The sequence below is a fragment of the Citroniella saccharovorans genome (assembly GCF_035481615.1).
GTDB classification, from domain to species: domain Bacteria; phylum Bacillota; class Clostridia; order Tissierellales; family Peptoniphilaceae; genus Citroniella; species Citroniella saccharovorans.
Map to the genome: position 1 here is coordinate 1 of NZ_JAYKOT010000002.1, position 22,198 is coordinate 22,198.

Below are 22,198 nucleotides of genomic sequence, written 5' to 3' on the forward strand. Positions count from 1 at the left end.
TGAAGATTTATGATAAAGCAAGACGGGAAAAATTACTACGCTTTTGGAGAAACTATGAAGCTGTGTGGTATTTCGGAGTCTAGGTTAAACCATATTGTTAAAGTTTATATTCCTAAGGGGTCTTTGAAAGTCCCAGGGCTTGATCACTTAAAAAGGCATTATTTTTCAGAAGATATGGTTCAAGAGGTTAGTAGGATTTCTAAGCTTATTGATTACAACAAAGTAGCTGATAAAAAGATAGAAATAATCAAAAAGAAAAAGGATTATAATCTTGGTGATTATAGGGACTATAGTATTGAGGGTTGTTTGAATCTCATTGAAGCTGTGACTCTTCTTGCAAAGGAAGATTATATTAGGTCTTATGGCGAGCTTATGTACGGAAATCTAAATCCTAGACTAAAGGAGTTTTTTGAAAGGACTGTAAAAGACTGTGAGGACTTTTTTAGACATGGATTCATTACCGAGTTCGTTGGAAATATCGGTGACGAGATTATAGAGGACCTACAAGCTAAGGCTTACGCAAGGTATGGAAGGGGGTTTAAGGTTGGATATTAAGGATGAGTTAAAGATGATTTTTTATCTGGATAGTCTAATCGATTCAGAGCTTAGGCAATTAGAGGAGCTTAAAAGCCTTAAAACGACGATTAAATCTTTCGATTACTCTTTGGATAAGGTAAAGACGTCTCCATCAAATAAATGCTTCACAGGAACTGTAGACAGGATCGTGGACTTGGAGTCTAAGATTAATTCTGATATTGATGAGCTTGTGGCAAGAAAGGAGAGGGCGATTATTCTTTTTAGTCATCTTGATGGGGATAAAAGGCTTCTTATGTCTATGAGGTACTTAAATAAAAAGAGTTGGCAGGATGTGGCTGACAGTCTTTTTTGTAGCTTGAGAACTGTTCACTATTTGCACGGAGTTGCTTTAAATGAGCTTAGGGCTATTCTGAAAAGTTAGTTTTATTTTAAAAGTTTGCACACTTTTGCACACTTTTTATGAAATTTTGCACACTTTTGCACTAGTCTCTGTGGTATACTATATGTGTGAAAAGTTGATTTTATGAAACTTTCCTAACTGTAATTTCATAAATTTACCTCTTTTTTCGTTAAAAGGCTCTCTTTTTTGAGGGTCTTTTTTGTTTTGATAGGAGTTTTAACCGACAAGGAATTTCGCTACCTCAGGAAAAAGCCTCCTTTCATAGCGGCTAGTAAGCGAGTAGGCTCGGGAGTGGCTAGACCGGCAGCTTAAAAATTAGAAGATTTAGCCATACTTAATAGGATTTTTCATTATTTTATCAGTGATTAGGGAATATATACTCGTTCATTTTATGGCAGGGGTGGGAGCTTAGAGTATGGCAAGAAAGTTTGCAAAGAAGTTTTATAATTCAAAGAGGTGGCAGGCTTGTAGAGAAAGTTACATAGGGAAGCGTAGACTTGTGGATGGTGGTATGTGTGAGCATTGCAGGTCTAGGCTTGGATATATAGTCGACCATATAGAAGAGCTGACTGAAGATAATATAACTAATCCATGGATAAGTTTAAATCATGATAATTTGCAATACTTATGTTTGGAGTGTCACAACAAAAAGACGTTTGGTAAAGGTGGGCTGTGTTGTATGTTCGACGAGGAAGGGCAGCCTGTAGAAAGATAGCCCCCATAGATTGAGATACCAACAAGTGTTCTAGGACCGAAGGGGCAACTTTATTTATCATGAGTGAAAAAACTTCCATAAGGGGTGAGAATTTTGACAGACTTAGAAAGAGATAAATTACTTAAGAAAAACATAAACAAATATAAAAGAATTTTCAAAAACATAGATGAAGATAAAAAGACTTTCATAGAAAAGTTGTACGTTGAAGCTGCTTTCATGGAGCAAACACTTTTTGAACTTCAAGAAAGAATAAAAGAAGAAGGAGCTGTGAAGACTTTCACCAATGGAAATGGATTTGAAGTCGTGCAAGAACACCCAGCAAGCAAAACGTACAACACCATGATACGAAACTATAATGGAATAATTAAAACTCTAATTGAACATATACCAGAAGACGCAGAGGAAGACGAGTTTACAAAATGGCTCGATAAATAATGACACCTTTTGAAGAATACCACACTAAAATTTATGACGGAACAATCGTATCATGTGACAAGATGAAGAAAGTCGCTGAAATTCTTTTAGAAAGATTTATAAGTCCGGGAGAATATCACTTTGACTTTGAACTTGCAAATAAACCAATAGACTTTATAGAAAACTTCTGCTATGTACCTGCTGGGGATATAGGACAAAAGCTAAAACTAGAATTATTTCAAAAAGCACGAATACAAGCAATCTTTGGATTTGTAGATGATGAAGGTTATAGACAAATCAATGAAGTTAATATCATAGAAGGGCGTAAGAACGGAAAGACAACAGAGTGTGCAGCAATAGAACTCTACATGCTCATGGGAGACGGAGAAGGTGGAGCTGAAATCTATAATATAGCCACCAAACTTGACCAAGCGAAGAAAGGTTTCAACGCTGCTGTAAACATGAGACTTCAAAGTAAACTCTTGAAGAAGCACACAAAGAAGAGAGCTGCGGACATATACTTTCCAGCAACAATGTCTTTTATAAAAGCAATGGCTAGTAACACATCAAGCCTTGACTCACTAGACGCACACTGTGTAATAGTAGATGAGCTTGCAGCAATAAAGAATAGGGATCTATATGACTTGATGAAACAGTCAATGGGTTCAAGAAATCAACCTTTACTATTCACCATTTCAACAAATGGATTTGTGAGAGACTCTGTGTTTGACGCACAGTATGATTACGCTGCAAGATGGCTAAAAGGAGAAATAAACGATCAACACTTCTTGCCTTATATCTACGAACTAGACACATACGAAGAATGGGACAACCCTGACATGTGGATTAAAGCAAATCCAGGACTTGGAACAATAAAGAAAATTGACTACTTGGAACAAATGGTACAAAAGGCAAAAGATGACCAAGCTTTTAAACCAACAGTAATGGTTAAAGATTTCAACATGAAACAAACTGATGAGTCCTCGTGGTTGAGATACGAAGAACTTAACAACGAACAAGTATCTTCAATAAAATACGACTACTGTATTGGAGGATTTGACGCAGCAGACACAACAGACTTGAATTTTGCTGTGGCTTTATGTCAAAGACCAGGAGATGAACAAATACAAGTTAGAAGCATGGCTTGGATACCAGAGAAAGTTATCGAAGAACAACAAAAGTCAGGGAATAGAGTTGAAAGAGATAAAGTACCATACGACTTGTGGAAGAAACAAGGATACTTAAGAACTTGTCCAGGTGGCAAATGTGACAAAAGAATTTTCTTAAATTGGTTCAAAGAACTTAGAGATGAAGAAGGACTGTATGTAATGTTCATAGGATATGACCCGTGGCATATAGACGATACACTACTAAGAGAATTTGAAACAGAGTTTGGTAAAAACTGTATGATACCAGTACGACAAGGAGCAATAACACTTTCTCAACCTATGAAAGACTTGAAAGCTGAACTCATAGAAAAGAATATAGTTTATCAAAACAACCCAATTTTAAAATGGTGCTTGATGAATACTTCAATAAAAACCGATGTTAACGGAAATATTCAACCAGTAAAGAAACTAGACCATACACAAAGAATAGATGGAACAATAGCACTATTGTGTGGATATAAAGTTTTACAAGACAACAAAGATAGATACATCAATATGAATTAGGAGGTATCGCATGGAAATATATATAAAATTCGCTGATGGTACAGAGAGAATAATAAAAATAGACTGTGACAAAAAAGATATCATTTATGATCAAGAAGATAATGGAATTACAAAGATATACGTAAAGGATGAATTGGTCCATATATTTAATCTAAATGAGATTTGTCACATGCAATTTAAGTAGGTGAAATATGGGACTTTTTTCAAATCTTTTTAAAAAAGAAAAACAAGAAGTACTTTTAAATGAATACTTTGAAACTTTGAACGCATATACACCAGCCTTTACAACTTTTGAAGGTGGACTATATGAAATGGAACTTACAAGAGCCGCAGTCCACAGCTTTGCGACTCATGTAAGTAAGCTCAAGCCAGAAGTAAAAGGTTCAGGGAATAAAACCTTAGAAAAGAAACTACAGTACAAACCTAATCCTTACCAGGATACAACAAAGTACTTATATAGGCTTGCAACAATCTTTCAAGTACAGAACAATGCTTTCATCTTGCCACTTCATGATGATTATGGACAAGTTACAGGTTTCTTCCCTCTACTCCCTCAAAGTTGTAGGTTGACAGAATACAAAGGGAAGCTTTATTTGGTGTACGAATTTGGAGTTGGCAAAAAAGGAGCAATTGAATTTGAAAAAGCGGGACTACTGAACCAGTTTCAATATAAGGATGACTTCTTTGGAGAAAACAATGCGGCACTTCAACCAACACTTGAAGTAATAGACACCAATAACCAAGGAATTATTGAAGGTGTGAAATCAAGTGCTAACATAAGATTTTTAGCGAAACTTGCACACACTTTAAAAGAAAAAGATATCGAGGACGAAAGAAAGAGATTTACAGAGAACAATCTTAGCTCTTCAAACACTGGTGGAGTTTTACTCTTTGACCAAAAGTACGAAGACATAAAGCAGATTGAAAGCAAACCTTATATCGTGGATCCAGATCAAATGCAACAAATAAAAGAAAGTGTCTTCACTTACTTTGGAACGAATGAAGCGATCTTACAAAATAAATTTAATTCTAGTGAATGGAATGCTTATTATGAAGGCAAGATTGAACCCTTTGCAATCCAACTTAGCTTGGTACATTCTAATATGGTTTTTTCAGATAGAGAAATAGCTTTTGGTAATAATATAATCTTCACGGCTAATCGACTTCAATATCTTAGTAATGATGAAAAGTTGTCTACAGTGACACAACTTTTCGATAGAGGTTTCATAACACAAAATCAAGGACTTGAAGTCTTTAACATGGCGGGCATAGGGGACGAAGGAGATAAAAGATACATCAGAAGAGAATACGCTGAAACTTCAAAACTTGACGCAGACACCGTTCAGTATGAAGAGCAGGAGGACAAAGAATAATGCTAAAAGTAATTTGGGGACCACCTTGCAGTGGAAAGACAACTCACTGTCAAGAACAACTTAAAGATAAAGATGTTGTCTTTGATTATGATCAAATAAAAAGAGCATTGATCTATGGGAAAGACTATGAAATTATAGACTGGATACAAAACCTTGTAATCAAAATGAGGGGAACTTTTCTAAGAACATATAGCGAAGATGAAGATATAGAAAATGCTTACCTTATAGTCTCCTATCCAAGTGATGACTTGAAGAAATTCATAGAAGAAGATATTGGGATAGAAGACGTAGAATATGAAAAGATGAAAACCTCAAAAGATGAGTGTTTGAAAAACTTAGAAAAAGATAGCACAAGACCAGATAAAGATAGAGAAAAGAAACTCATAGAAAAGTGGTTTGAAGACCATAAAGAAAAGAAGGAAGATAAAAAGATGGACAATTTCAAAAAAGATAGACAATATAGAGCAGTCCTTGAGAAATTAGAAACTACACAAAAAGAAAAAAGGATAGATACTGACTACTATGTAGAAGGTTATGCGACAAGGTTTGAGCCTTACTTACTCTATGAAGATGAAGACGGCAAAGTCTTTGAAGAATTTGATAGAGAGTGTTTCAAAGACACAGATATGTCTGACGTGATTATGCAATTTGACCATGCTGGAAAAGTCTTTGCAAGACAATCAAACGGAACTTTGATAGTAGAACCAAATGACGAAGGACTTTTCATTGCAGCAGACTTAAGTAAGTCAAGTGCAGCAAAAGAACTTTATGAAGAAATAGAGTCAGGACTTATAACTAAAATGTCCTGGGGTTTTAGAGTAGGAGACTACGACTATGACAAAAAGACTAGGACTATTAAACATAAGTCCGTGAAAAAAATATTTGATGTTTCTGCTGTTAGCAGACCTGCTAACGAAAGCACTAACATAAATGCTAGAGATCTTGTTCACGGAGTGATTGACAAGACCCTGAAGGAGAGTCAGGAGCGCAAAAGATTAGAATTAAAAATTTTACTAGAACTAGAAGGAGAAAGATAATATGAACTTAAAAGAAATTGAACTAAGACTAAAAGAAATAAAAGAAGAATTAAGAAATGAAAACGCAGACGTTGAAGCTTTAAAGAAAGAAACAGACGAGCTAATCGAAAAGAGAAATAATCTTTTAGAAAACGAAGAAACAAGAAAAGCTTTACTTGACAATATCGCCAACCAAAACTTTGGTGTAACAGTAAGAAGCTTTGAAGAAGATGAAGAAACAAGAAAAGTTTATGAAACAGAAGAATATAGAAGTGCTTTTTTAAAAAATCTATTAGGTTTACCATTGGAGGAAGCAGAAGAAAGAGCCTTCGTACACACAACTGAAAACACTGGACAAGTAATACCAAAAGAGCTACAAAACAAAATCTATTCATTGATGGAAGAAAGTCACCCAATCCTAAAAGACGTTAATGTTTTACAAACAGGGACAGTGATTTCAATCGTAAAGCACGTTTCAATCAACGCAGGGGACGCTAAGAATGTAAAAGAAGGGGAAGCTAACGAAGACGAAAAAAACACTTTTGTTAATGTGGCACTCACTGGAGAAGATATCTCTAAACATGTAGACTTCTCTTACAGGCTTGGTAAGCTATCAATCCCAGCTTTTGAAGAATATCTTGTAAAAGAGATAGGGGATAGAATAGGTTCACAATGGGCAAAGAATATAGTAGCTCAAATCAAAAAGGACTTACACACTGATAATAAACTTAAAGCGAAAGTTAGTGGAAGTCTTGAACTTGGAGACGTACTAAAAGCTTTAGCAGAATTAAAATCAGTAGGCAGAACTTATATCTACTCAACTAATAAAGCTTTCTATGGTGCAATCGCAAATATGAAAGACGCAGATAGAAAAATATCATTTATACCAGATTATCAAAACGCAATCGTTGGACAACTTTTAGGAATAGGCATCAAGCAAGAAGACGCACTTGCAGAAGATGAAATTCTAATCCTTGACCCAGGCCAATACACTGAAAATGTCGTTCAACCTCTACTAATCGAAAGAGATAAGAACATCAAAACTCACGTACACACAATAGCAGGTATTGTAATTTCAGGTGGTACTATGACAAACGATAAAGCAGGAGCTTTAATCACAATAGGAAGTGCCGCATAATGTTAGAAGTCATACAAGCCTTTGTAGACAAGTACAATCCTGAAAAGATTTACAGGATAGGAGAAAAAATCAAAATTGAGGATAAAGAAAGAGTCCAAGATATGATCGAAAGAAAACTTGTCAAAGAAATAAAAGAAGTAGAAGAAGTTAAAAAAGTTAAAGAAATTAAGGAAGCAAAAACCAAAGGGGCAGAGTAATCTCTGTCCTTTAACTTTAAGGTGGAGATAAAATGCTGGATAAAATAAAACTTGACTTGAGAATTAGTCATGACCTCATAGATGAAGATATAGAAGATAATATCGAAGCTTGCAAACTTGATTTGAAAAGAGTAGGTATTGTCAAAATAGATGACGAAGACCCTTTGATAATCAAAGCTATCAAGCTGTGGTGTAGATATCAGTATAACTTCGAAAATGAGGGAGACAGATACAACAAAGCTTACTCAATGTTAAGAGACGCTTTGAGTTTATGTGGTGACTACAATGTACAGTGAAGTAATAGAATTAATTAAAAAAGAATACGACACTGACGAAACAGCGGAACTAATCGAGATTGAGACCAGTAGAGAAGTCCTAGCAAAGATGATGAGCATAGGTCAAAAAGAATTTTATCAGGCTATGGAACACGGGCTACAACCTGAAATAAAATTTGAGATATCAGACTACCTAGACTATCAAAATGAAAAAGAATTGATACACGGAAGTACAAGATATCAAGTCTTGAGAACCTACAGGAAAGGTTTAAGAAGTTTAGAAATAACATGCTACGGAGGTGTTAATATTGGGAATGCCTAATGTTAAGATGAAAATCAAGGCAAGAAAAGGAAAGGTTGAAGTTACTTATGAAAGTAAAGTAGACCAAGCCCAATACCTTATCACAGAACTTTCAAGAGCAGCACTTCGAGACACAGCGAAGTATCTTAGAAAAATTGTAGTCATGGACTTAAAGAAACTTCACGGAATGAAAAGACATAGAAGACCTTACAATACTCAATATTGGGTAAGGAATAAAGAAGCAGATTTACAGATAGGTTTCAAGCATGGGGCTTGGTACTCTGTGGGTCAGGAACTTGGAGACATGGGAATGAGAAAAGTCGGCTCACTTAGAAATACGACTTATGACAACATAGACCAGATACAGCAAATTCAAGCACAATATTTAAGTGCTTTGAATGGGGAGCCTTCAGATCCAGGAGACGCTGAATACAAATCGCCACCAGGTGAAGAATAATGAGACACTTAAAAACACAACTAACAACACAATTAAAAAATGTATATCCTAAGGTGTACTATGAAAACGCACCAGATGACGCAGTCTTTCCATATGTAGTCTATAGTCTAGGTTCTAGCTACAACAATAGAGCTAACTGCATTTATACACTTGACTTAGACGTGTGGGATAAAAGTACATCAAGTAAAAGAGTAGATGATATTACAAAGGATCTAATAAATAAATTAGACCTGACAGGATATATCGACGAAGAAATTCAGTACTCACTTTATTTTGATAGGACTGTGGACACAGGTAGCGAAGACAAGACACTAAAAAGAAAAACAGTAATCTTTGAATTAAGATACACAGAGAGGAGTTAATTTATGGGAGTATGTAATATAGTAAACGGAATTACAGCAAATACGGCTCAGCACTTTCTACTAGACGCAGGTGCTTTTTATAAGAATTATGACTTTGAAAAAGACACAGTAGAAACTGCAAAAAATAAGCTGATAGGAGCAACTAAAGGCGGAGGAACTTTCAAAGCCGTACCAACTTTTAGAACAATAGAAGTCGACGGAGCTAGAGGAAAAGTAAAAGGTTCTGAAATCCTTGAAGATTGGGAAGTAGAACTTGAAGCGAATGTTATTGAAGTTACAGCAGAAAACCTTGCAATGTCTTTAGCAATATCAGTTACAGGAAACGTTAAAGAAGGAGTATATACAAAAATTGAAGGTAGAAACTGTATAAAGCTTTCAGACTATATAGAAAATATAACTTGGGTAGGAACCTTATCGGGATCAAATGACCCTGTAATAATACAAGTATTTAATGCTTTGAACAGCAAAGGTATAGAACTGAAACTTGAAGATAAATCAGAAGGTGTAATCCCTTTAGCTTTCACAGGCTACAATGACGGACAAGATACATCAAAACCACCTTTTGTAATTTACTTCCCAACAATACCAGAAGAGAGAGCATAGCATGAAAGAATTTAGAGAGCTGAAAGGAAATGATATCTTTAAAGTATCTAGAATTCTTTCAAAAATGGATATCAAAATTGAAATCACAGAAGGTATGACCCAGGAGCAAGCAGGAGCTGAACTTGTCCTGAAAATCTTCAGTAATTTACACCTGGCACAAAAAGAAGTAAACGAATTTTTAGGAAGTCTTACAGGTGTGACTGGAAAAGAAATAGGAGAACTTCCTTTAAGTGAATATCTAGACTATATCGAACAATTCAAAAATATAAAAGGAATAAAAGATTTTTTAGAGCGAGCGAGCAAGTTGACGAAGTAGAAGTCACTGACTTGCTCCTTTTTAGATATGGAGATATGAGGTATCCTCTTGACTTAGATTTTAAAACTTTCATAAAACTTGTAAACAAGGCTTTACAAGAAAAACAAGAAGATATTTTAATTCAAAGATGGATACCTTACCAATCGGAAATTAGCTTTACGGACTTCAAAGATAAATTAATTAAAGTAAAGCATACTACAAAGGACACAAGAACAGGTAAAGAAATTTTAGATCAAGTAGAAAATATTTTAAAAAATTTACACGGAGGTGATGACTTATAGAAATATTTAAACTCATGGGGTCAATTTTCATTGACTCTGACAAAGCAGATAAATCTTTACAAAAGACGGATTCTAAAGTCGTAGCCTTAGGTAAGAAGTTTCTTTCAGGAGCAGGAACTGTAGCAAAATGGGGAGCTGCTATCGGTGGAGCTGCAATTGCAGGTGGGGCGGCTCTTTTTGGTATGGCTAACAAATCGGCAGCAGTTGCAGATAGAGTAGACAAGCTTTCACAAAAAATAGGGATAAGTCGTAAAGGCTTTCAAGAATGGGATTTCATTTTATCCCAATCAGGAACAAGTATAGAAAAAATGCAAGTCGGAATGAAGACCATGGTTCAACGTATGGACGAGTCGGTGCAAGGCACAGGCAAAGGTGCTGAAGCTTTTAAACAACTTGGAGTATCGGCCACAGACTTGAACGGCAATCTTAAAAGTCAAGAACAAGTATTCGAAGAAGTCGTAACGAAAATGCAAGAACTTCCTGAAGGTGCTGAAAAATCACAACTTGCCTTTGATATGTTTGGTAAAGCTGGACTCGAACTTATGCCACTTTTAAACTCTACAGGTGGCTCTGTGGAAGAACTGAAACAAAAAGCTGAAGAACTTGGTTTAGTAATGAGTGATGAAGCAATAAACGCAGGAGTAGTCTTTACGGACTCTATGGACCAAGTAAAAAGATCTTTAGGTACGGTTGTGGCAAAAGTAGGAATTGAAGTAATGCCAATTATTCAAAGCTTTTTGGACTGGGTAATAGCTAATATGCCAATGATACAATCTGTAATAAGCACAGCTTTTGAAGTAATAGGTAATTTAGTTACAGCAGCTGTAGATATCTTTCAAAATTATCTTTTGCCAGCATTTCAAGCTATTTTTGACTGGGTACAGACCAATTGGCCAGCAATACAAGAAACAGTAGGAAGTGTAATATCAGAGATTGTTGAGATAGTTAGTGCAGGAGTTGAACTAATTCAAGCTGCATGGACACAGTTTGGTGGAGTCATTATGCCAATAATCAATAATATTTGGGATGGCATAAAAGGCATAGTTGATGCGGCCATGAACATAATTAAAGGCGTGATTGATGTAGCTATGGGCCTCATCTCAGGCGATTGGTCAAGAGTTTGGGACGGCATAAAAGGTATTCTAAGCGGCGTATGGGATGCCATAAAAACCATTGTCCAGACAGCCATTGATCATGTAAAGAATGTAATAAACGCTGCATGGGAAGTAATAAAGAGCATAACATCAACTGTATGGAACGGTATAAAATCGGCTATTGATGGAGTGTGGAGTGGTATAAAGTCAGGGATAAGCAGTGCCATAAATGCGGTAAAAAGTACAATCGACAGCATATGGAATGCAATCAAAACAACAACTACTAATACTTGGAACGGCATAAAATCGGCTATTGATGGAGTGTGGAATGGAATTAAGACAGGTGTCTCAACTGCTGTAAACGGAGTCAAGACTACAGTGACAGATGTTTTTAACTCAATAAAATCTACAGCAACTACTATATGGGATGGAGTAAAAAGCGCTATAGAAACCCCTATTAATGCTGCTAAGAAAGTAGTTAGCGATGCTATTAACGCTATAAAGGATAAGTTTAACTTTAAATTTCAGTGGCCACACTTACCAATGCCGCATTTTACTTTTTCTGGTTCAATGAACCCATTAAAGTGGGCGACTCAAGGAGTACCAAGAATTGGAGTAGAATGGTATGCGAAAGGTGGTATTTTTGATAAACCAACGCTTTTTAACACACCGTACGGACTTAAAGGTGTAGGAGAAGCAGGACCTGAAGCAGTAATGCCTATAGAGAAGTTACCTGAAATATTAGGATTTGAAAAGTTTGACAGTATGATAGAAATTTTAGAAGTAATCGCTAAAAAGAATACGAACGTATATTTAGATAGAGATACTTTGATAGGTGCTATCTTAGATGAAATAGATAGAAAACTTGCAGACAAGCAAGACTCAAATAACTTTGCTTACGGGGGCGGACTATGATAAAAATTGAATTTAATAATAAGACTAACAGAGAGTTTGCCCTCGTAGTGCAGAATTTGACTAGAAGAAAAAGAGCAGAAGAAAGAATAGAAAGACACACAGTTGAAGGTAGGTCAGGTCAGATTATAGATAGACTTGGCACCTTTGAAAGCTATGAAAGAGAAGTGACCTTCGCAAACTTTGAGAAAGACAAAGTAAGAGATATAAATAAGTGGCTATCAGGAAACGGAATTTTAAGAACCTCTGTAGATCCTGATGGCTTTTTTTATGCTGATGTAATCGACGTAATGGAAAGAAATCCTCTAGGTTGCTGTAGAAATTCAATGAAAGTCACCTTCTTAGTTGAACCTTTCTTTTATCTTGAAAGAGGAAGGCATCCAATAAAGACGGATAAAAGTATAAGTATATATAACCTTGGGACTATATATTCAGAACCTGTAATAAAAGTGCATGGGAGTGGAAACGGAAAGCTTTCTATAAACAATAAAATTATTAACTTAAGCAACATAGAAAATTATGTAACCATAGACAGTAAACTTAAGATTACACACAAGGACAACTTACCAAAAGGAAAAGACATGGAAGGTGAGTATCCTATCTTTGAAGAAGGTAGAAATTATATATCTTTTAGTGGTGGAATTACAAAACTGGAAATTGTCCCATACTGGAGAGAACTATGATAAGACTTTTTAACAAATCGGAAACTGACTTTAATCACATTGAGACAATACTCAACCCATATAAGTGTCATGTAAAAGAAGATGAAAACGGAATTTTTGAGCTAGAGTATGAGTCTAAGTTGGATAAAAGACTAGAAAATGGAAAGATAATTAAAGCTCCAACACCTAGAGGGGAACAACTTTTCAGAATTTACAACTCACACCATGACTTGAGAAAGACTACAGCAAAAGGAAGACATATCTTCTATGACCTACTGGGAAATTTTATAGAAGATTCAAGACCAACTGCGACAAATGGTGCGGGAGCCTTGAACTCAATTCTTGGAGGAACTCTATATCCTCATAGATTTAAAAGCACCTCAAAAGTAGGTACAATATCAACTGCTTACTACGTGAGAAAAAACCCAATTCAAGCTATGCTTGGGGCTGACAACTGCCTGATAGCAAACTGGGGAGGATATATAAGAAGAGACAACTTCCTGATAGAGCATATAGTCGAAGGTAGAGATAACGGCTACGATATCAGGTATGGAAAGAATTTACAAGGTATAAGCGAAAGCATAGACGACAGTAAAGTTATCACAAAAATAATGCCGACGTGGGTGGAAGATAATATCGTCCATATGATACAAGAAAAGTATATAGAAAGCCCTCTTATAGACTCATATGCTTATCCAAAGGTAGCTGAAATCAGGATTGAAGTACCCGAAAGTGTAGAAGATAAAGAAAAGTACGTAAGAGAAGAAGCTAAAAAGTATTTTACAGAGCATAATATTGATAAACCAATAGTAAATTATGAGGTCAACTTTATAAGTCTTAGAAATACAAGTGACTACAAGAAGTACGTATGGCTTGAGGAACTTGACCTTTACGACGTAGTACACGTGATAGTACCAAAACTTGATATTAACTTGAAATCTAATGTAATTTCTTATAAGTACGACTGCTTGAAAGAAAGATTTGAAAGCATAGAGATTGGTAACTTTACAAACTCTATGGCAAAAAACACTGGGACACTAATCAAAGAGATAGACTCAAAGATAGAAGTAAAAGCTAGTGAACTTGAACAAAAACAAAAAGAAGCTACGGACAAACTAAGTGGAGTATCAGGAGGAAACATAGTCACAAGAACTACTGCGGACGGAAAGCCTTTTGAAATTCTTGTAATGGATACAGCCGACATGTCCACAGCTAAAGAAGTTGTAAGGATTAACAAAAATGGGATTGGTTTCAGTCACAATGGAATATTAGGACCTTATAGTGTAGGAATTACAATAGACGGTCACATAGTAGCTGACTTTATAGATACAGGAACTTTAAGTGCTGACCTACTCAAAGCAGGTGTCTTATCGGATAAACAAGGGAAATTTATTTTAAGCATGGACAAGGGATCTTTTAACTTGGCTAATAAAATCATATACGATCCACGGACAAATAATTTAAAAATCTCACTTGTAGACGACTTGAAGAAAGATACAGAAAGCAAATTTGAAGCACAAGCAAAAGAGATTGACCTAAAAGTTGGAAAAGACGGTGTAATCTCCGCTATAAATTTAAGTCCTGAAAATGCAAGGATCCAGGGGAAAAATATAATCCTTGACGGACAAACTCGAGTTAATGGAGATTTTCAGGTTAGTGGTAGTGCTGTCTTTGGGACTATTAGCGGTAGGGATGTGAGGTTTGAGCACTTAAGTGCAAATTCGATAACTACTGGAACTTTAACGACTAACTCTAGTGGGACACACACGGGAACTGTTAGTAACTCCTCATCTTATCTGTCAGGAAATTATAGGCAGGCTTCGATTAACGGATCTGCTACTAGTCTTAATGCGAACTCAAGTGCTTTTAGTTTTGACTATGGATCAAATACTTTTGAGGCCCAGGGAAGAATAGCCGCAAATCCGAATGGCAATAGGCACTCGCTGGAACAAAATGGTCTAACTCTTATGAATGGGTCGGGCTGGTTCAAAGCTAGTTATAGTAATGGTTTTGCCATTGGCTGTAGCGGTCTTTTAAATCTTCAAGGATCTCCAATACAAGCCGGAGGATATCCGCTCATAAGGGCAAGTGATGGCACGTGGAAGTGGAAGGAGTAGAAAGGATAAGTTATGAAAATTGATTATGTAGATGTATTACCAAAAATTGATATTGAACGTGGTGGAGTATATATAGGTGGAACAATTCAATTTCAGTCTAACCGCCCTCCATATGATTTTATGAGATGTGAAATTAATTTAAACGCTGAAGAAATGACAGCTGTAATGACCAAAAAGGTCGATAAGTTTAAGATGGCTGAAGATAAGCTCAAAGACCTTATAGAGCTTGATTTGGTAAAAGTTGATAGCTTTGATATGGAAAGGTTTAATAGGGAATTAGAAGCGAAAAATAAGGAAATTGAGAGCTTACAGGGACAGGTTCTTGAACTTACCTTACTTTTATCGAATACTGGAGGGGAAAATGGAAGTACTAATTAATATGCTTTGCGAGGCTGTGATTAAGAAAAAGATCAGGCTTGAGATGATAGGAAATAATTTTGGCATGAGGGATAAAGTGGAAGAAAAGTTAAAAGAAATAGAAAAGGCGGAGTAGCTTATGGATTTAGGGATAAAATCGATTACTTTAAGGTTTGATGATAATCAGCTGGGATACTTACAGCCAGTCCAAGGAGATACTAGGTCTAGGGGCTTTCTTGTTGAGATGGTCTCTACTGATGGAGAAGTTTTAGAAGCAAGTAGTGTGTATGAGTGCAGGCTTTACGGAGTGAACTCAAATTATCCTGACAAAACTTTCTACACAGTAGCCACAGTCGAAGATGGAAGATACAAGGTTTACTTGTCTACTGATATGGTTTCTAAGGCTGGTACTTTGAAGCTTCAAATTGCTTTATATAAGGGGTCTGAAGAATTAATTCAATCAGAAGTAAAAGAAGTTGAAGTGACCGAGTCTATGGCCAATGGCGGAAGTATCGGCAAAGACCTAGTAGTTGACTTCACAAAGCTTGAAAAAGCACTTGAAAGGGTAGACGCACAAGAAAAAGCATACAAAGATAGTCTGCAAAAGCAGGAAGCAATTAGGGTTGATGTGACAAATAAACAAAAGCAGGTATCAACTGACACCACAGCAGTCAAGAAAATCAGGACTGATATGGAGGGAGTAATGGCTGCAGAAGCTAGTAGGGTTAGTGCAGAAAAGGCTAGGCAGTCACAAGAATCTATTAGACTGTCTCGAGAATCGACTAGAATAGATCAAGAATGCGCCAGGCAGTCAAACGAAATAACAAGAGATAGTCAGGAAAAACAAAGAGTTGAAGCAGAAAAGAAAAGAGTAAGTGCTGAAACTCTAAGAGTGAGTGCTGAAAGTACAAGAAGCAGTCAAGAAAATACAAGACAAAACGAAGAAAGTAAAAGAAAATCAGCTGAAAGTACAAGAGTAAGTGCTGAAAATACTAGGGAATCACAAGAAAACGCAAGGCAAAGTCAGGAAACTCAAAGGGTAGAAGTTGAAAAGAAAAGAAAGTCTACTTTTGAGAGCTGGGATAAGACTATGCAAGGTGTGATACCTAATGCAACTTCAAGCACAGCAGGGGTTGTGAAAGTTATTGGAACAGAAAAAGAATCAGCACCATATACTGTGCCTAGTGTAGATAATTTAAATATAACAAAAGAGACTTTGAGTAAATCGATTGAAAATAGGGCTGAAAAAGTGCATAAGCACACAATAGAAGATGTGACTAACCTACAAAATAAGCTTGAGGATACGGCTAGTAAGGAGCATAGGCACAAATGCACAGAGATTGATATAGAAACTCAAAGTAGTGCTGCCGAGCACTATTTCACTATGTATCTTAACGATGTTATAGATTTAATGGTTGATGATATACATGATAATAAAAGTGCTATTGAAAACACGGCTAGTAAAGACCATACCCATGACAGTATAAAGGCTAATTTGAGTGGGGCTACTAAGGACTTAAAATTTGTCATCACAAGTAAGGCAACTTATACTGGCATGACTAAAGGCCCAAGCACTTTATATTTTGTGCAGGAGTAAGTTATGATTAAGTTTAACGATAAGGACACTAAAGAGATTTATATCGGCGACAAGGCTATATCCGAGGTCTACTGTGGGGATAAGTTGGTGTGGCAAGGACTGGACTGGAGTAAGTTTTTCTATGGATTAGAAAGGGTTGATGTTAGTAGACCTGGTTCACGTTTTAAGACTTACTATTATAAAGTCGATATTGATAGTAAATTTAAAGATATCAAGCCAATTACAATCGTTGTAAAACTTAATGCCGACAATACAATGAAAGGCGACCGAATTGAATACACTGGTCAAAGTTCGGTTACTAGTCCAACTTATACAAGTAATTTTGGATATGTAACTTTCACTGCTATCTATAACGGAAAAGAAGTTGCACAAACAAGTGCAATGGGCGAGGGATATGCTTAATTTTATTAAAAAGTAGGTGGTTAGATGTGTGTAGAAGAAAAAAACTGCATGGAGCGTATGAAGAATTTAAGCGAGGATTTATTGGATGTAAAAAGTAGGGTGGAAAAGTTGGAAGAAAATTTTGTGAATTTGAAGTCGGATTTAAGTAAGACGGAGTATAAGGTTGACGTGATTAATATGACAACAAAGGAAACTAAAATGGATGTGAAGAAGATACTTGAAAGACCTGTGCAGTATTGGGATAAGCTTATAATTGCTGGAATTAGTGGAATTGTTGGCTATATTTTAAGTATTATTTTAAAGTAAAGGAGGGATCGATCCTATGGCAAGTTATAAAGAAACCACTATGCTTTTACCTTTAAGCGATACTAGGACTTTCGGTGAGATGGACTGGCAATATATAACTATCCACAACACAGCGAATCGTGTGAGTGCTAGGAGCGAAGCTATGTATGTGCATAGTGGGAAAAGTGAAGTTACTTATCACTTTGCGATTGATGACAGAGAGTGTGTACAAATTCAAAGGCTTAATATGTCCTGCTGGCATGCTGGAGATGGAAGAGGTGACGGAAATACAAAGTCTGTAGCACTTGAAATTTGCTACTCTCTTGATAAGGGCGATAGTAGGTATCCAGTAGCTGAGGATAATGCAGCACACAAGTCGGCAAAACTTTTACTGTCTAAGGGATTTGGTATTGATAGGCTTAGAAATCACCAAATCTGGTCCGGTAAGTACTGTCCTCATAGGATGCTAGACAATAATGGCTGGGAGCCTTTTAAGAGAAAGGTTGCAAAGTATATGGAAGAACTAAAGGAATCTAAAAAGACCAGACTTTCTACTCCAGATTTTATTGAAAAGATAAAAGATGGTGCCATAAAAGGCTGGGAGACTCATGGAATCCTACCAAGTCTTACTATTGCTCAAGCTATCCTAGAGTCTGACAGTGGAAATTCGGAGCTTGCAGTAAGAGCAAATGCAATTTTTGGGATAAAGGCTAGTACTGATCCAAGCTGGACTAGGATTTATAAGAAAAAAACTTCTGAGTGGATTAACGGAAAGTATGTGGAAGTCTTAGCTGGATTTAAGTCTTACAAGTCCTGGGATGAGTCAATAAGGGATAGGCTTTTATATCTTACTACCAGGTGTATAGGTGGGGTTTATATCTACAAAAATTTAATTGGAGAGGTGGACTACAAGAGGGCATGCCAAAAAATTTATGATGATGGATATGCAACTGATCCAAAGTATCCAGGAAAGTTAATTGATATTATAGAAAAATATAAGCTTTATGAGTATGATAAAAAGGCTTTAAAAGAAAGTGGGGTGGATTTTATGGATAAACAAGTTATAATTGCTTACTGGAGTGATGGCGACCTTCCAAATGCAGAAGCCTTATTTAATGCGATTGGGGCAGGTCTACTTACTAAAACAAAAGATGCCAGAATATATAAAGACAAGGGAGCTTTCATTGTGCAAGTGGGCGGATATGATATTAAAGGAGCGGATAAAAAGGTATTTGGAGATGACAGGTTAGCTACCTTAAAAGAAGTGGCAAAATTTGCTGAAGAGATAAAAGGGGGAAGATAATGGACAATTTTGATATTTTAATCGTTCCACTTATAGTTGGAATTTTAGAAGTAGTGAAAAAATTTGATATAGATAAGAAGTTTATACCACTTGCAAGTATTTTAATTGGGGTGGTTTTTTCTTTTCTAAAAAATGGATTTTCTACGGATACAATCCTAGTCGGTATCGGCTACGGTTTATCAGCCTGCGGTCTTTATTCTGGAACAAAAAATGCTATAGAAAAATAAAACAATCGCCCGTAAAAATACGGGCTTTATTACATATAATTCTAAAAAATAATAAAAAAAGGTTGACAACATATAACAATTGTGTTATATTATATATACAGTAAGAAAAGAAATCTTACGAGTAAAGAGCAGGAGGAAGGAGAAAATGGAAGATAAGGGAATGACTAATGAACAATTTAAAATAGTATTGGAAATGATATTAGCAATAATTGAGAAGTCAGAGACGAAAGAAGAAGCAGTTAATGAAATAAAGAAATTAATAGAGAAATAGCCTACTAAAAAGTAGGCTACGATAGTAAAGATTAGGGAGCCCTGTTCCTCCCTTTTCTTTAAGTTGATTATATCAAAGAACAGGAAATTTCACAAGGAGATTTTATGGAAAATAAAACGTCAGATGCTCAAATTAGAGCTAGTAGAGCTTGGGAAAAAAGAAATCCTGAAAAAGCAAGATACCAAAGGATAAAATCTAGTGCAAGAACTTTTGCGAGAAAATATGCAAAATCAAGAAAAGAAGTAGAAGAGCTTTTAGAAATTTTTGATAATGAAAATTTAAAAAGGTAAAAAAAAATCCCCCAAATTTTTGGGGAAAAATTTTTTTTTTTTTTTTTTTTTTTTTTTTTTTTTTGTTTTTTTTTTCAAAAAAAAAAGAAAAATAATTATAATTAAAAAATAATTTTTTTTTTTTTTAAAAAAAAAAAAATAGTTATTATTAATTAATAATAATAAAAAAAACCTTTTTCTTTTGTGTTCCCCCTTCAGGGAAGGTGTATATTTGGTTATAGAATCTGTATTTTTAGAAGTTTATGGTATTTAGTTTTATGAAAGTTTGCAACGTGTTTGCAACTTAATAAAAAATTTATTTTTACATGGAATAGCTCTCAAATTTTCTCACTGCTTCTTCTTGTACATGCTGCATGACATGTGTATAAATATTAAGGGTTGTGGAAATGTCGCCTTGGCCCATAAGTTTTTGAACTGTTTTAACGTCTATCCCGGCTTCGAAAAGACGGGTGCAGTATGTGTGTCTAAGGCCGTGAGGTGTAATCCTGGTGATGCCAAGCTCCTTGCAGAGTTTGTCAAGACGCTTCCCTGCTCCATTTTTGTAGACTGGATTTCCAAATCCATCTGTAAATATAAAATCCTGATTTTTATATTCTTGTCCTAAAAGCAGCCTTTTTCTACTTTGATTTAATTTGTGGTTTTGTAAAGCTACTATAACTTTTTTGGGGAGAGGTAAGACTCTATATGAGTTCTTTGTTTTTAGACTTGTAAATTCTCGATTAGTAATTCTTTTTCTATCCTTACCAAAAATAGCAACTTCTTGTAATTGTTTGTTAATATCTAAAGTGGAGTTTTTAAAGTCGGACCACTGTAGAGCCATTGCTTCTGCACGTCTAAGACCTGTAAACAACATTACATATATCATAAGGTCTATATCAACCTCCAAATCTAAGAATCCGGCCAGAAGATTCTGTTCTTCTAGTTCTAATACGTTTGGTTTTTCGTCTTTAATCTCTTCTTTTGGTAAGACGACATTATAAGCATAGTTTTTTGCTATATAGTCATTTAAGACTAGGTACTCCATATAAGATTTTACAAGGGTTAGTAGGTCTGGAGCACCTGCGACTGAAATCTCTTTGACTTTCAAAAGATCATTAAAATGTTGCTGTAAAACAGGTGCATTTATTTTAAGCAAGGGCATTCTTGCAATTCTATATGGCTCTATTTTTAGCCTAACTAAGCTTTCGTATTTTTCTAAAGTCCTGGGCTTGATGGTTTGTGCTTTTACCTTAAAAAGCCAATAGATAAACATCTCTCCAAACCTAACCTTGTCCTTTGAGTAGTCTATTAGTCCGACCTGGGCTTTTGCCAATTCCATTTTTCTAAGGACTTCAAACTTTTTGAAGCCAGAAAAAGATTTACGATCAGGTGTGCCATCTGGTTTTATGCCAACGGTGATCTGGCCAGTATAGTATTTTTTTCCATTCCTCATTGAATGATATATGGATCCTTCGCCATTTGATTTTTTTGTCATAAAAAAATACTCCTTTCTTGTAAGTTAAGTGGAGTATATGCTATAATTATTTTGTGGTTGGTATAGCGATATACTCACGTTTCCCTCTACAGATTGTCGTCTGTAGGGGGAGTTTTTTCTTGTTTTGGTTATTGTCTTAAAGTTTCTATTAATTCATCTTCGATTAATATATCTATAAACACATCATCTCTTAAGTTGTATTTTTCAGCTTTCTTTTGGTTAGTGGTTTTGTCAGGATAATCTCCTAGTATTAAATAATCAGTTTTTAAGGTTGTATTAACTTGTACTTGGCCTCCATTCTTAGCTATTTTCTTGCAAAAGCTCGGCAAGTTTATTCTTTTTAAAACTCCAGTGAAACAAAAATTTTTTCCATTGAAGAATGGATCTAAATTCTCTTCTAATTCAACTTTGTAATTTTCATTAAACCACTTTACATATGCTGCGTTTCTTTTTCGCTTTTAACTTATAGTCGTCTTCGGAACAAGTGATATAACTTACTATTGCTTTTGGGTTCTTATTTACTAAATGCTTGTAGTATTCTAATGTCGTTTTACAATCATCTAAGGCTCTGTGAGACTTTGTCTCAATTTTAAGGTCTTTTTTCACTCTTTCAAGCTTAAAAGAGTCTCTTTTATCATAATTTCTTGCAAATTGTAAGACATCGAAGATTTGATTTTTTAGGTCCTTAGATAAATAAGAATTTACAAATTCTATATCAAAAGGTGCATTTTACGCAGTGACCGTGTCGTCTCCAATAAATTTTAATATTTCAGGGATATATCCACTAAAATATTCATAATCTTTTACGTCTTCGTCTTTAATCCCGTGAATGTGTGAGTTTTCTATTGGCTCTACAGGGTTGCATAGTGTGGAAAATTCGTCCACAATCTCTAAGTCTCTTACCTTAATTGCTGCAAATTCTATGATTTCACTTGTAAAAGCTCTTAGTCCAGTGGTTTCAACGTCAATTATTGTAAAATCTTTTGGATAGGTTGTTACTTTAGGTTTTATTTTTTTATTTTGCTTGTAGTAAATAACTGCTAAAATTATAAATATTAAAAAGATACCTGTACCAAAATCTTCATTAAAATTAAAAAGTATCAAAGATAGGACGAAACTTATAATTAAATATAATTTTTTTATTTTCAT

30 protein-coding genes and 2 pseudogenes are annotated in these 22,198 nt (G+C 35.4%); 29 read left to right on the forward strand and 3 right to left on the reverse strand.

Annotated elements, in window-relative coordinates:
• Positions 1 to 9: 9 nt before the first annotated feature.
• From VLK81_RS02255 to VLK81_RS02395, 29 genes are all read left to right on the forward strand, one after another.
• A complete protein-coding gene (locus VLK81_RS02255; protein WP_324618915.1) occupies positions 10 to 555 on the forward strand; it encodes a hypothetical protein in 546 nt (181 codons plus the stop codon).
• Positions 545 to 958 carry a hypothetical protein gene (locus VLK81_RS02260; protein WP_324618916.1) on the forward strand — a complete coding sequence of 138 codons (414 nt, stop codon included), beginning with the start codon at positions 545 to 547 and terminating at the stop codon, positions 956 to 958. Before VLK81_RS02255 ends, VLK81_RS02260 begins: the two co-directional genes overlap by 11 nt.
• 394 nt (positions 959 to 1,352) lie before the next feature.
• Entirely contained in the window at positions 1,353 to 1,652 is a 300-nt protein-coding gene (locus VLK81_RS02265; protein WP_324618917.1) for an HNH endonuclease, read from the forward strand.
• A 93-nt stretch (positions 1,653 to 1,745) separates the two neighbouring features.
• Positions 1,746 to 2,087, forward strand: coding sequence for a hypothetical protein (locus VLK81_RS02270; RefSeq protein ID WP_324618918.1), 342 nt, complete (start codon positions 1,746 to 1,748; stop codon positions 2,085 to 2,087).
• Positions 2,087 to 3,739, forward strand: a complete 1,653-nt coding sequence (locus VLK81_RS02275) for a terminase large subunit (RefSeq protein ID WP_324618919.1) — start codon at positions 2,087 to 2,089, stop codon at positions 3,737 to 3,739. Before VLK81_RS02270 ends, VLK81_RS02275 begins: the two co-directional genes overlap by 1 nt.
• A 10-nt stretch (positions 3,740 to 3,749) precedes the next feature.
• Complete coding sequence (locus tag VLK81_RS02280; protein ID WP_324618920.1) at positions 3,750 to 3,923, forward strand: hypothetical protein; 174 nt, start codon at positions 3,750 to 3,752, stop codon at positions 3,921 to 3,923.
• A gap of 7 nt (positions 3,924 to 3,930) precedes the next feature.
• Positions 3,931 to 5,112 (forward strand): phage portal protein, encoded by a 1,182-nt coding sequence (locus VLK81_RS02285; RefSeq protein WP_324618921.1) that lies wholly within the window; start codon positions 3,931 to 3,933, stop codon positions 5,110 to 5,112.
• Entirely contained in the window at positions 5,112 to 6,149 is a 1,038-nt protein-coding gene (locus tag VLK81_RS02290; RefSeq protein ID WP_324618922.1) for an HK97 family phage prohead protease, read from the forward strand. The genes VLK81_RS02285 and VLK81_RS02290 overlap by 1 nt, the downstream gene beginning before the upstream one ends.
• Before the next feature lies 1 nt (position 6,150).
• Positions 6,151 to 7,266, forward strand: coding sequence for a phage major capsid protein (locus tag VLK81_RS02295; protein WP_324618924.1), 1,116 nt, complete (start codon positions 6,151 to 6,153; stop codon positions 7,264 to 7,266).
• Positions 7,266 to 7,463 (forward strand): hypothetical protein, encoded by a 198-nt coding sequence (locus VLK81_RS02300; RefSeq protein ID WP_324618926.1) that lies wholly within the window; start codon positions 7,266 to 7,268, stop codon positions 7,461 to 7,463. Before VLK81_RS02295 ends, VLK81_RS02300 begins: the two co-directional genes overlap by 1 nt.
• Before the next feature lie 32 nt (positions 7,464 to 7,495).
• Positions 7,496 to 7,759 (forward strand): head-tail connector protein, encoded by a 264-nt coding sequence (locus VLK81_RS02305; protein WP_324618927.1) that lies wholly within the window; start codon positions 7,496 to 7,498, stop codon positions 7,757 to 7,759.
• Entirely contained in the window at positions 7,749 to 8,060 is a 312-nt protein-coding gene (locus tag VLK81_RS02310) for a phage head closure protein (protein WP_324618928.1), read from the forward strand. The genes VLK81_RS02305 and VLK81_RS02310 overlap by 11 nt, the downstream gene beginning before the upstream one ends.
• On the forward strand, positions 8,053 to 8,496 hold the full coding sequence (locus tag VLK81_RS02315) for a hypothetical protein (protein WP_324618929.1): 444 nt from the start codon (positions 8,053 to 8,055) through the stop codon (positions 8,494 to 8,496). Before VLK81_RS02310 ends, VLK81_RS02315 begins: the two co-directional genes overlap by 8 nt.
• The gene (gene gp17 / locus VLK81_RS02320) at positions 8,496 to 8,858 is read left to right on the forward strand and encodes a tail completion protein gp17 (protein ID WP_324618931.1); all 363 of its coding nucleotides are present in this window, start codon (positions 8,496 to 8,498) and stop codon (positions 8,856 to 8,858) included. Before VLK81_RS02315 ends, gp17 begins: the two co-directional genes overlap by 1 nt.
• Before the next feature lie 3 nt (positions 8,859 to 8,861).
• Positions 8,862 to 9,461 (forward strand): hypothetical protein, encoded by a 600-nt coding sequence (locus VLK81_RS02325; RefSeq protein ID WP_324618933.1) that lies wholly within the window; start codon positions 8,862 to 8,864, stop codon positions 9,459 to 9,461.
• Between the two features lies 1 nt (position 9,462).
• Positions 9,463 to 9,777 carry a hypothetical protein gene (locus tag VLK81_RS02330; protein WP_324618935.1) on the forward strand — a complete coding sequence of 105 codons (315 nt, stop codon included), beginning with the start codon at positions 9,463 to 9,465 and terminating at the stop codon, positions 9,775 to 9,777.
• Positions 9,778 to 9,812: 35 nt separating this feature from the next.
• Positions 9,813 to 10,058 (forward strand): hypothetical protein, encoded by a 246-nt coding sequence (locus VLK81_RS02335; protein WP_324618937.1) that lies wholly within the window; start codon positions 9,813 to 9,815, stop codon positions 10,056 to 10,058.
• A gap of 14 nt (positions 10,059 to 10,072) precedes the next feature.
• Positions 10,073 to 12,067, forward strand: coding sequence for a phage tail tape measure protein (locus VLK81_RS02340; RefSeq protein WP_324618939.1), 1,995 nt, complete (start codon positions 10,073 to 10,075; stop codon positions 12,065 to 12,067).
• Entirely contained in the window at positions 12,064 to 12,747 is a 684-nt protein-coding gene (locus VLK81_RS02345) for a hypothetical protein (RefSeq protein ID WP_324618940.1), read from the forward strand. The genes VLK81_RS02340 and VLK81_RS02345 overlap by 4 nt, the downstream gene beginning before the upstream one ends.
• Positions 12,744 to 14,843 (forward strand): phage tail spike protein, encoded by a 2,100-nt coding sequence (locus VLK81_RS02350; protein WP_324618941.1) that lies wholly within the window; start codon positions 12,744 to 12,746, stop codon positions 14,841 to 14,843. Before VLK81_RS02345 ends, VLK81_RS02350 begins: the two co-directional genes overlap by 4 nt.
• A gap of 12 nt (positions 14,844 to 14,855) precedes the next feature.
• Positions 14,856 to 15,221 carry a hypothetical protein gene (locus tag VLK81_RS02355; RefSeq protein ID WP_324618943.1) on the forward strand — a complete coding sequence of 122 codons (366 nt, stop codon included), beginning with the start codon at positions 14,856 to 14,858 and terminating at the stop codon, positions 15,219 to 15,221.
• Positions 15,205 to 15,336 (forward strand): hypothetical protein, encoded by a 132-nt coding sequence (locus tag VLK81_RS02360; RefSeq protein WP_324618944.1) that lies wholly within the window; start codon positions 15,205 to 15,207, stop codon positions 15,334 to 15,336. Before VLK81_RS02355 ends, VLK81_RS02360 begins: the two co-directional genes overlap by 17 nt.
• 3 nt (positions 15,337 to 15,339) lie before the next feature.
• Entirely contained in the window at positions 15,340 to 16,797 is a 1,458-nt protein-coding gene (locus VLK81_RS02365) for a hypothetical protein (RefSeq protein WP_324618945.1), read from the forward strand.
• Between the two features lie 3 nt (positions 16,798 to 16,800).
• Positions 16,801 to 17,199 (forward strand): hypothetical protein, encoded by a 399-nt coding sequence (locus VLK81_RS02370; RefSeq protein ID WP_324618946.1) that lies wholly within the window; start codon positions 16,801 to 16,803, stop codon positions 17,197 to 17,199.
• A 24-nt stretch (positions 17,200 to 17,223) separates the two neighbouring features.
• Positions 17,224 to 17,505, forward strand: a complete 282-nt coding sequence (locus tag VLK81_RS02375) for a hypothetical protein (RefSeq protein ID WP_324618947.1) — start codon at positions 17,224 to 17,226, stop codon at positions 17,503 to 17,505.
• A 16-nt stretch (positions 17,506 to 17,521) separates the two neighbouring features.
• Positions 17,522 to 18,787, forward strand: a complete 1,266-nt coding sequence (locus VLK81_RS02380; protein ID WP_324618949.1) for a glucosaminidase domain-containing protein — start codon at positions 17,522 to 17,524, stop codon at positions 18,785 to 18,787.
• Positions 18,787 to 19,014 carry a phage holin family protein gene (locus VLK81_RS02385; RefSeq protein ID WP_324618951.1) on the forward strand — a complete coding sequence of 76 codons (228 nt, stop codon included), beginning with the start codon at positions 18,787 to 18,789 and terminating at the stop codon, positions 19,012 to 19,014. The genes VLK81_RS02380 and VLK81_RS02385 overlap by 1 nt, the downstream gene beginning before the upstream one ends.
• Positions 19,015 to 19,159: 145 nt before the next feature.
• Positions 19,160 to 19,285, forward strand: coding sequence for a hypothetical protein (locus VLK81_RS02390; protein WP_324618953.1), 126 nt, complete (start codon positions 19,160 to 19,162; stop codon positions 19,283 to 19,285).
• Between the two features lie 104 nt (positions 19,286 to 19,389).
• The gene (locus VLK81_RS02395; RefSeq protein WP_324618954.1) at positions 19,390 to 19,575 is read left to right on the forward strand and encodes a hypothetical protein; all 186 of its coding nucleotides are present in this window, start codon (positions 19,390 to 19,392) and stop codon (positions 19,573 to 19,575) included.
• A 301-nt stretch (positions 19,576 to 19,876) separates the two neighbouring features.
• On the opposite strand, the gene VLK81_RS02400 is transcribed toward VLK81_RS02395, so the two are convergent.
• From VLK81_RS02400 to VLK81_RS02410, 3 genes and pseudogenes are all read right to left on the reverse strand, one after another.
• Positions 19,877 to 21,049: a tyrosine-type recombinase/integrase gene (locus VLK81_RS02400; protein ID WP_324618956.1), complete on the reverse strand. Its 1,173-nt coding sequence runs from the start codon at positions 21,047 to 21,049 to the stop codon at positions 19,877 to 19,879.
• 128 nt (positions 21,050 to 21,177) lie between these two features.
• Positions 21,178 to 21,423: pseudogene (locus VLK81_RS02405) on the reverse strand (BRCT domain-containing protein); the annotation flags it as partial.
• Positions 21,424 to 21,469: 46 nt separating this feature from the next.
• Positions 21,470 to 22,198, reverse strand: a pseudogene (locus VLK81_RS02410) (3'-5' exonuclease).